This is a genomic window from Vibrio sp. R78045, assembly GCF_042466085.1.
GTDB lineage: Bacteria > Pseudomonadota > Gammaproteobacteria > Enterobacterales > Vibrionaceae > Vibrio > Vibrio cyclitrophicus.
Window position 1 is genome coordinate 48,662 of sequence record NZ_JAXHBS010000008.1, and the last position, 13,378, is coordinate 62,039.

11 protein-coding genes are annotated in these 13,378 nt (G+C 46.1%); 1 reads left to right on the top strand and 10 read right to left on the bottom strand.

Translation table 11 applies throughout. From position 1 onward, the window contains the following. Nucleotides 1-17: 17 nt before the first annotated feature. Together SJY39_RS02535 and SJY39_RS02540 are read right to left on the bottom strand one after the other, a co-directional pair. Complete coding sequence (locus SJY39_RS02535; RefSeq protein ID WP_016783690.1) at nt 18-1,721, bottom strand: sodium:solute symporter family protein; 1,704 nt, start codon at nt 1,719-1,721, stop codon at nt 18-20. Nucleotides 1,722-1,731: 10 nt separating this feature from the next. Beyond that, nucleotides 1,732-1,998 carry a DUF4212 domain-containing protein gene (locus tag SJY39_RS02540; RefSeq protein ID WP_010435433.1) on the bottom strand — a complete coding sequence of 89 codons (267 nt, stop codon included), beginning with the start codon at nt 1,996-1,998 and terminating at the stop codon, nt 1,732-1,734. A 413-nt stretch (nt 1,999-2,411) separates the two neighbouring features. On the opposite strand from SJY39_RS02540, the gene SJY39_RS02545 reads away from it, so the two are divergent. After that, nucleotides 2,412-4,163 (top strand): potassium/proton antiporter, encoded by a 1,752-nt coding sequence (locus tag SJY39_RS02545; RefSeq protein ID WP_010435432.1) that lies wholly within the window; start codon nt 2,412-2,414, stop codon nt 4,161-4,163. Here SJY39_RS02545 and SJY39_RS02550 read toward each other — a convergent pair. The 8 genes from SJY39_RS02550 to arcA all read right to left on the bottom strand — a co-directional run bounded on the left by SJY39_RS02550 (nt 4,160) and on the right by arcA (nt 13,221). After that, nucleotides 4,160-4,789, bottom strand: coding sequence for a response regulator transcription factor (locus tag SJY39_RS02550; protein WP_016767965.1), 630 nt, complete (start codon nt 4,787-4,789; stop codon nt 4,160-4,162). The genes SJY39_RS02545 and SJY39_RS02550 overlap by 4 nt on opposite strands. A gap of 276 nt (nt 4,790-5,065) precedes the next feature. Then, the gene (locus SJY39_RS02555; RefSeq protein WP_016793867.1) at nt 5,066-6,916 is read right to left on the bottom strand and encodes a protein-disulfide reductase DsbD; all 1,851 of its coding nucleotides are present in this window, start codon (nt 6,914-6,916) and stop codon (nt 5,066-5,068) included. 174 nt (nt 6,917-7,090) lie between these two features. Next, complete coding sequence (locus SJY39_RS02560) at nt 7,091-7,579, bottom strand: arginine repressor (protein ID WP_010435410.1); 489 nt, start codon at nt 7,577-7,579, stop codon at nt 7,091-7,093. A gap of 327 nt (nt 7,580-7,906) precedes the next feature. After that, nucleotides 7,907-8,371 (bottom strand): aspartate carbamoyltransferase regulatory subunit, encoded by a 465-nt coding sequence (pyrI, locus tag SJY39_RS02565; protein WP_004729721.1) that lies wholly within the window; start codon nt 8,369-8,371, stop codon nt 7,907-7,909. Nucleotides 8,372-8,386: 15 nt separating this feature from the next. Beyond that, nucleotides 8,387-9,316, bottom strand: a complete 930-nt coding sequence (pyrB, locus tag SJY39_RS02570) for an aspartate carbamoyltransferase (RefSeq protein ID WP_010435407.1) — start codon at nt 9,314-9,316, stop codon at nt 8,387-8,389. A 497-nt stretch (nt 9,317-9,813) separates the two neighbouring features. After that, nucleotides 9,814-10,824 (bottom strand): ornithine carbamoyltransferase, encoded by a 1,011-nt coding sequence (locus SJY39_RS02575; RefSeq protein WP_004729719.1) that lies wholly within the window; start codon nt 10,822-10,824, stop codon nt 9,814-9,816. A gap of 188 nt (nt 10,825-11,012) precedes the next feature. Further along, nucleotides 11,013-11,924 carry a carbamate kinase gene (gene arcC, locus SJY39_RS02580; protein WP_010435403.1) on the bottom strand — a complete coding sequence of 304 codons (912 nt, stop codon included), beginning with the start codon at nt 11,922-11,924 and terminating at the stop codon, nt 11,013-11,015. Between the two features lie 73 nt (nt 11,925-11,997). After that, nucleotides 11,998-13,221: an arginine deiminase gene (gene arcA, locus SJY39_RS02585; protein WP_010435401.1), complete on the bottom strand. Its 1,224-nt coding sequence runs from the start codon at nt 13,219-13,221 to the stop codon at nt 11,998-12,000. Nucleotides 13,222-13,378: the final 157 nt, after the last annotated feature.

A 13,378-nucleotide genomic window follows, 5' to 3' on the forward strand; every position in this document is an offset into this window, starting at 1 on the left:
ACTAAGTCGCGAGCTTCTTAGTGGTCGTGAGCTTCACCAGCACCTTTAGGATAACGGATAGACTCAACCATCTCTTGTACATCTTCAGGAACTTCAGCGGTCACTTTGTTCACTGCAATTGATACTACAAAGTTTAGACACATACCTAGCGTACCGATGCCTTCTGGGCTGATACCAAACCACCAGTTTTCCGGTGTGCTTGCTGCTGGGTTAATGAACTTGAAGTAGATGATGTAGCTTGCTGTGAAGGCAATACCTGACAACATACCTGCAATAGCGCCTTCCTTGTTCATCTTCTTGTAGAAGATACCTAGGATGATGGCAGGGAAGAAGGATGCTGCGGCTAGGCCGAAGGCAAACGCGACTACCTGTGCTACGAAGCCTGGTGGATTAATACCTAAGTAACCCGCGCCGACAATGGCGACCATAGCGGCTAAACGAGCGGCTAATAGCTCCTGCTTGTCGGTCATGTTTGGTCTGAAGCCTTTCTTCAATAAGTCATGTGAAATCGACGTTGAGATGACCAATAGTAGACCCGCGGCTGTTGATAGTGCGGCTGCTAGGCCACCAGCTGCAAGTAGTGCGACAACCCAGTTTGGTAGTTTTGCTAGCTCTGGAGAAGCCAGTACGATGATGTCACGGTTAATCTTCATCTCGTTACGTTCATCGCCCGAGTAGAACATTTTGCCATCGCCGTTCTTATCTTCCCAACCTACAAGGCCAGTGCTTTCCCAGTTTTTGTACCAGCTTGGTGCGTCTGCTGCTGCGACACCTTGCATGTCTGGGCCGTTAATGGTTTCGATCATGTTTACACGAGCGAATGCTGCAACGCCAGGTGCTGTTGTGTATAGCAATGAGATGAACAGTAGTGCCCAACCCGCTGAAATACGAGCATCACGTACTCTTGGCACAGTGAAGAAACGAATGATTACGTGTGGAAGACCTGCTGTACCTACCATTAGAGCCGCACAGATGAAGAATACATCTACCATGCTCTTGTTACCTTCGGTATAGGCGGTAAACCCGAGCTCTTCGGTTAGACCATCCAGTTTATCAAGTAGGTAAACGTCGGTGCCAGAGAGAGTTGAACCCATACCAACCTGTGGAAGCGGGTTACCTGTCATCATGATCGAAGTAAAAATAGCTGGAACAAGGAAGGCGAAAATGAGGACACAGAATTGAGCTACCTGCGTATAAGTGATGCCTTTCATGCCACCAAGTACTGCGTAGAAGAACACAATACCCATACCGATGATGATGCCGAGGTTAATGTCGACTTCTAGGAAACGTGAGAATACAACACCAACCCCACGCATTTGACCAGCAACGTATGTGAATGATACGAAGATTGCACAGAATACCGCTACCATACGTGCCGTTTTCGAGTAGTAACGTTCGCCGATGAAATCAGGAACCGTAAACTGACCGAATTTACGTAGATAAGGTGCTAAACATAGTGCAAGCAGTACGTAACCACCTGTCCAACCCATTAGGTAAACTGCACCGTCGTAACCAACAAATGAGATGATACCTGCCATTGAGATGAATGATGCTGCCGACATCCAGTCAGCCGCTGTCGCCATACCATTGGCTACTGGGTGTACACCGCCGCCGGCTACGTAGAACTCACTGGTTGACCCTGCACGAGCCCAGATTGCGATGCCGATATATACTGCAAAAGTAATACCGACGAGAATAAACGTCCAAGTTTGAATATCCATGTTCTAGCCTCTAGTCTTCCTGTACGTTGTATTTTTTGTCGAGCGCATTCATGCGAACAACGTAAATAAATATCAGCGCCACGAAGGTGTATATCGAACCTTGCTGAGCGAACCAAAAGCCTAGCTTGAACCCGCCAAACTGAACGGTATTGAGGGCATCCACAAATAAGATGCCAGCGCCGTAAGACACTGCAAACCAAACCGCGAGCAGTGTTCCCATAATTCCCAAGTTTTCCTTCCAGTAGGCTTGAGCATGTTCCGTAGATTCGAACGCCATTGCCTTCTCCTTTATTCCGTTTTCGTAGAAACCGTTTTTGTAAAATAGCCGTGTTAACGTAATGTTACGATTTAGAATGTAGCAAGGATAAGTCAAGGGATCTGTGCAACTTTAGTCTGGACGGTATTGAGACTAAAGTGCTGAAATATGGGGGCTAGAGGGCATAACCATAGAAAAGTGTGATGTTGCAATGTTGTTAAATTAGCCAAAGGTCTAACAAAATAGAGCGAATTAGAGTGCGAGTCATAAAATTTAACAACTAAATCACCGATAAATGGTATTTAGTCCTGCATATGACACGAAGCGAAACATAAGTTTGTTATAGTATCTAAGGCACTTTCACCGACCGTGCTCTGCTAAACGGCAGAAGATCAACAGGCTTAAAGCTCGGGTTTATTATTTGGGGGAACGAATTGGACGCAATAACTATCAACCACTTATTCTTAACTGGTGCTGTACTCATCGCCATCAGTGTACTCTTCTCGCAAGTGTCCTCTCGATTGGGCGTACCTATTCTTTTGATCTTCCTTTTCGTTGGCATGTTAGCCGGTGAAGATGGTCCCGGTGGCATCAATTTTGATGATTACTCTCTGACATACTTAGTGAGTAACTTGGCTCTTGCCGTGATCTTGCTAGATGGCGGTATGCGAACTAAGGTGGCGAGTTTCAAGGTTGCTTTTTGGCCATCGCTCTCCCTAGCAACGATAGGCGTGGCATGTACTGCAACCTTAACGGGCTTAATGGCCGCATGGCTGTTTGAGCTGTCACTGATGCAGGGGATTTTGGTTGGGGCCATTGTAGGCTCAACCGATGCTGCGGCGGTATTCTCTTTACTTAAAGGGCAAAGTCTCAATGAGCGTGTAGGCTCAACCCTAGAGATTGAATCGGGTACCAACGATCCAATGGCCGTCTTCCTTACGGTAACCCTAATCGCGCTGTTAGGTAACCCCGAAGCTGAAATGGGAATGAATTTCCTACTGAAAAGTTTCGCAATGCAGTTTGGTATCGGCACCCTTGTAGGTATCGGTGGCGGCTGGGTTTTATGGAGCCTAATCAATCGAGTTAAGTTGGCTGATGGTCTCTACTCTATTTTGGTGCTGAGTGGTGGCGTAGCGCTGTTTGCGTTCTCCAACATGCTTGGCGGCAGCGGTATTTTATCTATTTACTTAGTGGGCTTGTTCATCGGAAATCGTCCGACTCGCTCTCGACACTCTATTCTCAATGTTCTTGATGGCATGACGTGGCTTAGCCAAATCGTGATGTTCTTAGTGTTAGGTTTGTTGGTGACACCATCGACACTAATGGACATTGCTATACCGGCGCTTGCGCTTGCTTTCGGTATGATTTTGTTTGCTCGTCCAATCTCTGTTTGGCTCGGTTTATTGCCGTTTCGACGTTTTACCACCAAAGAGCGCTGGTTTGTTTCTTGGGTGGGTTTACGCGGTGCAGTGCCGATCATCTTGGCGGTTTTCCCGATGATGGCAGGCCTGCAAAATGCTCAGTTGTATTTCAATATTGCCTTCTTCGTGGTTATGGTTTCGCTGATTGTTCAGGGCGGCAGCTTAATGAAAGTCGCTAGACTCGCGAAAGTGACCTTACCGCCAACGCCGACACCGATTTCTCGTACCGGCATTGAGATCTACCCTACCAGTGAGTGGGAGATGTTTGTCTATAAGTTGAAAGAGGACAAGTGGTGTATTGGCGAACCGCTTAAACGCTTGTCTATGCCTGAAGGGACGCGAATTACCGCGTTATTTAGAAAAGATGCTTTGCTCCACCCATCGGGCAGTACCGTGTTAGAGGCGAATGATATCTTATGTGTACTTGGGCAAGATAAAGACCTAGATAGCTTAAGCGAACTGTTCAGTGAGGCTCCTTTGGCTGAAGATACCGCTCGATTCTTTGGCGACTTCTTCTTAGATGTTGGGCTATCGGTCGCTGCCGTCAGTGATTGTTATGGTATAGAGTTGGGTTCCGAGCAGGAGCGAGAAATGACGCTAAAACAATTGGTTGTTCAAGAGCTTGGTGCACACCCTGTATTGGGCGATAACTTCAAGTGGAATGGCATTAATTGGGTGGTGGCAGAGATAAATGATTATAAAGTCGTCAAGTTGGGTTTATGTTTGCCCAAGACGACTTTAGGAAAGGATATTGACGAAGTTTAATTGTGGACTTCTTGTAGCAAGATAACTGCTTGAGTTCGGTTTTTCACATCCAATTTACGGAAGATGGCTGTCATATGTGCTTTGATGGTCGCTTCCGAAACATTTAGTTCATACGCGATTTGCTTGTTAAGTAAGCCGTCAGAAAGCATCCCCAATACTTTGTATTGCTGAGGCGTCAGTGTGGAAATCTTTTCTGCAAGGTCGGTGCAGGCAGCATTATTGGTGATCAGTCCTTCAGGGAAGAACGGGTCGCCATTGAGCACTTGATTGAGTGCACTCACTAATTCGCGCATATCACTCGATTTTGGAATAAAGCCAAAAGCACCATGACTCTTCACTTGGCTGACGACGCTCGCTTCTTCACTGGCTGAAATCACGACTATAGGTAAGTCGGGGTATTCTGCGCGCAGTTGAATCAAGCCTGACATCCCATTCGCACCGGGCATTTTAAGGTCGAGAAGCAACAGATCGGGTTCATCTTCTTTTTTTAGTAGAGTCAGTAAGGCATCGAGAGAATCAGCCTCAAGCAGGTTCGCACCACTGATCGCCATATGAACTGACTGAAATAGGGCGTTGCGAAAAAGAGGGTGGTCATCAGCAATGATGATGGTATAGGTCGAGTCCATGACGTTCATACTTTTAACAATTTAGTTAATATTTATTATCATCCTGATTGAGTATGTGGACAATATTTATGCATTAAAAGTCTGAACCATATCGACTTTTATTGCCAGAACAGGAATCCGTTGCTTTCATTAACAAAAAAGCCGAGCAACCATCCCACTTAGGGAGAAGTTTACTCGGCTTTCAGGTTTACTTTATATAACTGAATAGCTTAGAAGTGGTCAGTTATTGCTTTCGTTACTGCTTTCGTTACTGCTTTCGTTACTGCTTTAGCAAGGTTATAGCTGGTGGTCTTGCATGTGTTTTAAGAATACATCTGCAGGCATAAAGCCAGTGACACGAGCATTTGGAACATGGTTACCCTCGCCATCCCAGAACTCTATAGTTGGCAAACCGAGCACTTGTAATTGTTTAAGCAGTTCAATGTCTTGAGGCATGTTTCTCGTCACGTCAGCCTGGAGCAGGACGAAATCAGAAAGCTTGTTCTCAACATCAGCTTGGTGGAAGGTGTACTTCTCAAACTCTTTACATGCCACACACCAATCGGCGTAGAAATCGAGCATCACTGGCTTTCCGAGTTTCTTGGCTTCGATGAGCTGGATTTCTAACTCTTCAACCGTGTTGACGCGTGCAAATTGGATTTGTTGTTCAACCACAACGCTCTTTTCTGCGAACCAGTAATTCAATGCTGGTTGCGCTGAAGCGAACAGGCCGAGCATCGCGATGATGCCCACTACGCTCTGTTTCCAGTCGCCGAATGGCAGTGCATTCTTGCTGTGGTAAAGCCAACCAAAGGCGATGAAGCCAAGGCCAGACCAAAGCACGGTTGCCCACAACTCAGGGATAATACGCTCTAGTAGGAAGATAGGTGCAGCCAGCAAGATAAAGCCAAATACTACCTTCACCTTGTCCATCCAGCTACCCGCTTTCGGCAGCAGCTTATTACCAAACACCGCAACCAAGATCAGTGGGATACCCATACCCATCGCTAAGGCATACAGAGCAATCGCACCCGTTAATAGGTCACCACTTTGGGCGACATACAGCAGCGCACCTGACAATGGAGCCGTGGTACAAGGTGAACACACCAAGCCAGAGATAGCACCCATCGCGAACACGCCCAAGGTATTACCACCTTGTTGCTTGTTACTTTGGTTGTTGAGCCAGGTTTGGATGCTGCTTGGCAGTTGCAGGTTATAAACGCCAAACATCGACATCGCTAAAGCCACGAACAGAACGCTTAGCGCGATTAGCACATAGGGGTGTTGCATGGCAGCTTGGAACTGCATACCCGCAGAGGCAACCACTAGACCTAATAAGGTGTAGGTTAACGCCATACCTTGCACATAGATGAAGGACAGCATCAGCGCACGGCCTTGGCTGAGCTTGCCACCACCTAATACGATACCCGTTAGAATTGGGTACATCGGCAGAACACACGGTGTAAAGGCTAAGCCAACACCAAGTGCTAAGAATAATAATGGCGTCCACCAACTGTCACCGAGCTTATCGGCTAGGCTCGCTTCTTTTGAAACGGGTGCGCTTGATTGTGGAGTGGTGTTATTGGCAACGTCTGCTTTTGGAGAAGCCTGTTGCATTGAAGCATCGGCCTCATTGTTAACAGCCGATGACTCTTGCGACACGGCATTGGCTTGAGAGTCGCTTGAACCTGAAGCCGTAAATGGCTCAATGTCGATGATTCGAGTTTCGGGTGGATAGCAGAAACCCGCATCCGCACAGCCTTGATACTTAACGACCAGCTTTGAGCCATCTTGGTAACTCTGTAGAGGAACTTGCACGAATAACGGCTGAGTATAAATGCTCACCTCACCGAAGAATTCATCTTGGTGTGGTTGGCCATCTTCCATTTCAACATTGCCGATAGCGAGATTCTGGCCAGTGAACGATAGGCTGTGTTGATAGAGGTAGTAGCCCTCTTTTACTTGCCAGTCTAGAAGGACCTTACCGTCTTGCTGGTAGTAATTGAAAGGGAAAGCCTGGTCTACAGGGACAAAACCGTTGTTATTGCCTCCGAAGCTTGGCTCGGCGTTGTTGTTTCCAAAAAGCGCCCACGCAGGCTGGGTGTACAGGGAAACACAAACAAAAAGTAATGTGGCAAGTCGTCGCATACTATTTAGTCATCAAAATGGAGTTGAAGGTATCTTAACTCAATCAGACCGTAATAGTTTGTGATTAGTTTCATCGACCAGCAAATATCCGCTAGGGCGGGTGAGCCACTTTTTTAGGCTGTCGAGAGAGGGTTAGCTGCGCAACTGCAGTAACAGCCCTTGCCAATAAGACATTTAGGCAACACCTAAGCGTGCTCTTACTACTTGTTCACAAGCATCAATGTTCATCGTGTCTTTCGGGATAATTAGCACGGTGTCATTGCCGCCAACCGTACCGATAATCTCGGTATGTGGGTCGATATCGACTAATCTTGCGACCAACTGTGCGCAGCCAGGGTTTGTTTTTACGATCACCATCGCTTGGTTGTGAGTAATTAATTCGATTTGTGATGAGATTGAGGCATCGACACGCACAGGCGCGCTTTCAACCGTGATGCAGTAAACCTTTTTACCACAGGCATTCTGAATTTTGACAACGCCAAGCTGTGACAAAATGCGAGAGACGGTCGATTGGCTGATACCTGTATAGCCAATGTCGACCAGTTTCTCGCGCAGTTGGTTCTGGGTCGAGAAGCTTTGTTGTTGTAGTAAGCGTTTGCACGCGGCAGTCAGTGTTTTATCTTCAGCTGAATACAAGCAACCGTGCTCAGTGATTTCGTTCATGAACAACTCCTTAAGGTCAAACTGTGGATATCGCTTGTCCATAGCGCTGAGCGCACTCCCAAAGCCGTAGAGTACGATGATTAATTAGGCTTACCGATGAATCCCGAAGTAGAGAAGGAAGGGTATGCGAGATGTATGATCATCTATACATTGAGTCTACCACTAAAGAATAGTTATCTTTTTGAAGGTGATCACCAAACAAAATTCTGGTTAATTGCTTTTTTTGTGGGGTTTTATTCTTTGACTAAATGGATATTTATTCCGTGTTGGGAATAAATATCCATAAACTTTAAATGGTTTTTGTTGCGGAGGTAGTAGCGCTAAGGGTTAGCGAATTTCACTCATGATCTCGCGAGAGAATACTTTTTCACAATAGTGACATTTTAGCTGTACGTTTTCGTGTTTTAGCTGCACTTTAAAGCTACTTTCGACAGGTTCACCGTGTGAAATACAGTTGCTATTTGGGCAGGCGAACACACTGTTGATTTGTTCTGGCAGAACAAGTGTGAGCTTGTTGACCACTTTGTACTCTTCAATCTGATTCACAGTCGCTTGTGGAGCGTACAGAGCCAATTGATTGGCTTGTTCCTTGGTCAGAAAGATGTTCTCAATCTTGATTAGGTCTTTGTTGCCGAGCGCTGATGATGGCAGGTTTAACCCCATGGTGATGCGTTGCTCTGTTTTATGCAGCTTGAACAGTTTGAGAATTTTAATCCCAAGATGAGCAGGGATGTGGTCAATCACGCTGCCGTTACGGATCGCTTCTACTTGTAGCTGAGTTTGTTTAACCATGACTGTATCTCCTGCTTATAAAGTGTCGTTTAGAACTAGGGCTAATAAAGCTTCACGTGCATACACACCGTTTTCAGCTTGTTCGAAGTAGTAAGCGTGTGGCGTTTTATCAACGTCAGTGGTGATTTCGTCGACGCGTGGCAGTGGGTGAAGTACCTTCATGTTTTGACGAGCGTCTTTCAATGTATCGGCGGTTAGGATGTAAGCTGACTTCATGTGTGCGTATTCCGATGCATCAAAGCGCTCTTTCTGTACGCGAGTCATGTACAGGACATCCAGTTCAGGCACCACCTCTTCAATGCTGCTGTGGGTGCTGTATTGGATACCCATCTCTTCTAATTCTTCACAGATATAATCTGGCATCGCTAACACTTCTGGCGCGATAAAGAAGAAACGCACGTTATTGAATTTTGATAGTGCTTGCGTCAATGAGTGCACAGTTCGGCCATATTTTAGGTCGCCGACGAACGCCACATTGAGGTTATCAAGCGTACCTTGTGTTTCGTAAATCGAGAACAGATCCAACAAGGTTTGAGTTGGGTGCTGGTTGGCACCGTCGCCGCCATTCACCACCGGAACACCGTTTGAAAATTCTGAGGCCAAACGTGCTGCGCCTTCTTGTGGGTGACGCATCACAAAGGCATCGACATAAGATGAAATAACCTGCACCGAATCGGCAAGCGTTTCACCTTTCTTCGCTAGTGAGGTGTTGCCGCCATTATCAAAACCGATGACGGTGCCGCCAAGGCGCTGAACCGCGGTTTCGAATGAGAGGCGAGTTCGAGTTGAAGGCTCAAAGAAGCAGCTCGCAACGACTTTATTTTTCAGCAACTCAGGGTTTGGCTCTGCCTTGAGCCTTGCTGCGGTGTCGACGATAAGCTCCAGTTCATTACGAGTGAGCTCAGGTATGGAGATGATGTGCTTGTTAAATAACGAATGCGCCATAACGGGTCTTCCTTCTATGCATACAGTCAAATTGCGGACAAAAAAAAGCCCCCTAAAAATAGGAGGCTTCGAAACGATCAATAGAGCAAAATAAAAATGACACCACCGCCACTCTTTGGCGTGTAGTTTGACAATAATGTGCGACAGAATTGCGGTTCATTTTTTGCTCTCTTAAGACAAATTGCGGAGGATTATACTCAGATAAAAACGCCATGCAATACTTTCTGTAAAGTATTCATTTAATGGATTTTTATGCGAAATGATGTCCGTTTTTAACTTCTATTTAAGCCTTTGTTGAAACAGAAAAACTTGTGTTTTTTGGGGTGATAACTTCTTCAGTCGAATGAAAAAAAATGCGGGCTTTATCCAAGGGTTAAATCCCAAGTATGCCACCCGCATTTCCCTGCTATTACACTTAACTTGTTAATGTCTTGCGAACAAGTGAGTGCTTAACTATTTAGATTATTAGTTATCTAGATTCTTAGTTGTTCAGCTTATTAACTGCCTAATGTCGCAACCATTACTGCTTTGATGGTGTGCATGCGGTTTTCAGCTTCATCGAACACGATAGAGTATTCAGACTCAACCACTTCATCTGTTACTTCAACGCCGTCTTTTAGTTGTGGGTATTCAGCAGCAAGCTGTTTGCCTACTGTTGTGTCTTCGCCGTGGAAAGCGGGTAGGCAGTGCATGAATTTTACATGTGGGTTGCCGGTCGCTTTGATCATGTCCATGTTGACTTGGTAAGGCATCATTAGGTTAATACGCTCAGCCCATGCTTCTTTTGCTTCACCCATGGATACCCAAACGTCGGTGTATAGGAAGTCACAACCTTGCACGCCTTCTTGAACATCTTCAGTCAGTGTGATTTTGCCGCCAGTGTGCTCTGCAATTTCACGACATTGAGCCAATAGCTCTTCTTGTGGCCAGAATTGTTTTGGAGCAACAAGGCGAATGTCCATGCCCATTTTCGCCGCGCCAACCATCAGAGAGTTGCCCATGTTGTTGCGAGCATCACCTAGGTAAGCAAAGCTGATTTCATGCAGTTGTTTACCACGGCCGTATTCCGTCATGGTTAGGAAGTCAGCCAGGATTTGTGTTGGGTGGAATTCGTCAGTCAGACCATTCCATACAGGAACGCCAGCGTAAGCGCCTAGTTCTTCAACGATTTCTTGACCGAAGCCGCGGTATTCGATGCCATCGTACATACGACCTAGAACGCGAGCGGTGTCTTTCATTGATTCTTTGTGGCCAATTTGAGAGCCAGATGGGCCTAAGTAAGAAACTCGAGCACCTTGGTCGAATGCAGCAACTTCAAATGCACAGCGAGTACGAGTTGAGGTTTTCTCAAAGATAAGCGCAATGTTTTTGCCAGTCAGTGTTGGCTGTTCGTAACCGTTGTACTTCGCTTTTTTTAGCTCCATAGAAAGATCTAACAAGTGTTGAATTTCGCGTGGAGTGAAATCTAGTAGTTTTAGGAAGTTACGATTGCGTAGGTTAAAAGCCATGATGTATTCCTTCTTAGATTTAGGCGCTTTCCTGTTACAGGGAAAGAAAATTCAAGAAAGCGCGATTCAATTTTTAGTTAAATTTGTTCGGTTCGGTTCGGTTCGGTTTGTTTCGTTTAATCTGTTTTCGCAAGCTTTAAAAGCTCTCAAGGTTTAAGGTTCTCAAGATGATAAAGCTCGCTAGTACGTTAACCTTTGGTGATATTGGTGCCCGCTTGGCCTTGCAGAATTTGCAAGCCATCTTCGAGTGCACCGATACCTACAACTTTGCCGCCTTGCTGAATGAATTCGCACGATGCTTCAATTTTTGGCCCCATAGAGCCTGCGTCAAATGTGAATTTCGCCAATTCGCTTGGTGTGGTGCTGCGCAGTGCGTGTTGAGTTGGTTTGCCCCAGTCAAGGTATACAGCGTCAGCATCAGTCAGAATAAGCAGTGCATCTGCATCCAATTGTTTTGCTAAGAAAGCCGCTGACATGTCTTTGTCGATAACCGCTTCAACACCCACTAATTTGCCATTTTCTTTTTTCACTGGGATGCCACCACCGCCAGTACAAATCACGAGATGACCTGCATCGATAAGTTGGGTGATCGCGTCGTGTTCAACAATCCCGGTAGGGCGTGGGCTTGGTACTACGCGACGGAAATGTTGGCCGTCGGGTTTTACGATCCAGTGGAATTTCTCTGCCAATTCACGCGCTTCTGCTTCTTTGTAGATCGGGCCAATCGGTTTGGTTGGATCCGCAAATGCAGGATCGTTTGGATCGACTGTCATTTGCGTCAACATGCATGAGATGTTGCGGTTGGGAAGATAGTTCTTGAACTCTTGCATCAGCATGTAGCCGATCATGCCTTGAGTCTCACTGCCCAATACATCCAGCGGGTACGGATTTACTTTCTTGTACTCCAAGCCTTGCAGAGCAAGTAAACCAACTTGTGGGCCATTACCGTGCACTAACACCACGTTGTACACTTTTGCGATTTCAGAGATGGTTTTAACCGCGGTTTCAATATTACGGCGTTGAACATCGGCTTCTAACGGCTCACCGCGACGAAGTAGGGCATTACCGCCGAGTGCAACAACAACAGTTTGCTTAGTCATAATTGTGTTCTCTCATTTTGGCCAAGCTGAGGTGATTTAAGATTCATTCAACCTGGCCGTTTCGTCTTAGTGATTAAATACCATCACGCTCAATTGGGCAGCTCATGCAGCGTGCGCCACCGCGACCGCGACCAAGTTCGTCTCCTGGAATCGGAAGAACCGTGATGCCTGCTTTGTCGTATTTTTCGTTGGTGTATGTGTTGCCTTCGTAGCCAATAACGACGCCAGGTTTAACCGTTAGAACGTTGTTTGCATCGTTCCACTGTTCACGTTCTGCATGGAAGTTGTCGCCACCCGTTGTGATTAGGTTTAGCTTGTCTACGCCAAGTGCTTTTTCGATAGCCGTTACGAAGTAGCCTTCTTCTTTCACTTTCACAGCGCCTGACTCATCACCAGTTAGGTTCCAGCACTGCACATCCTTACTCACCACTTCAGGGTAAACAGAGAACGTATCTTCGTTCATGTGCGTCATAACGGTGTCTAAGTGCATGCAAGAGCGGTGTTTTGGTAGCTGCATTGCGATAACTTGTTTCGCTTGACCGTGTTTGAATAGGTTCGATGCTAAGTGCTCAACACCTTGTGCTGTTGTACGCTCAGACATACCGATAAGCACCGTGCCACGACCGATAACAAGAACGTCACCACCTTCAATTGTTGAGTTGTCGTAGTTGATGTTTTCTTCATCGCCAAAGTATTTAATGAAGTCTTGACCTGCGAATGTTGGATGCCAGCGATAAATAGCACGAACGTGGTTGGTTTCACGTTGACGAGCGGGTTTCGCCATTGGGTTGATAGATACGCCACCGTATACCCAGCAAGATGTGTCGCGAGTAAATAGGTGGTTTGGTAAAGGCTCGATTATGAAGTCGGTTGGTGCGTGCATGCCTTGCATCATTGAAGATGATTTCATTGGCATCTCAGCGTAAGACAAACCGCCCGTTAAGATTTTTGCTAACTCTAGGGTTGGTAAATCGCCCAAGTAGCAGCGCACATCATTGGCGAATGTTTTACCCAAACGGTAATCAGATACTTGGCAGTTTAGTAGCCAATCTTTCGCTTCTGGCACGGCTAGCGTGTCTGCTAGCAGGTCTGTAAGAAGAAGAACCTCTACACCTTGATCACGTAGCGTTTGAGTAAATGCGTCATGCTCTTTACCCGCACGCTCAACAGCCAATACGTCATCAAACAGCAAATCGTGACAGTTAGAGGGTGTTAGGTGAGTCAGTGCGCGTCTTGGGCGGTGAACTAGAACGCGGCGTAATTGACCTATTTCAGAACCTACATAGAACTTACTCATGATCGTCTCTCTCTTATATATTTGAATTACTTTTATCGCTAAGAGTAATTATTTATTTTCAGTTGAGAAGAATGAATTATTTATTCATGTCTCTTGTCTTGAATTAATATTACGCCTGCTAGTCAGGTATTCTTAGAGATCTATCACAAATCGTTTT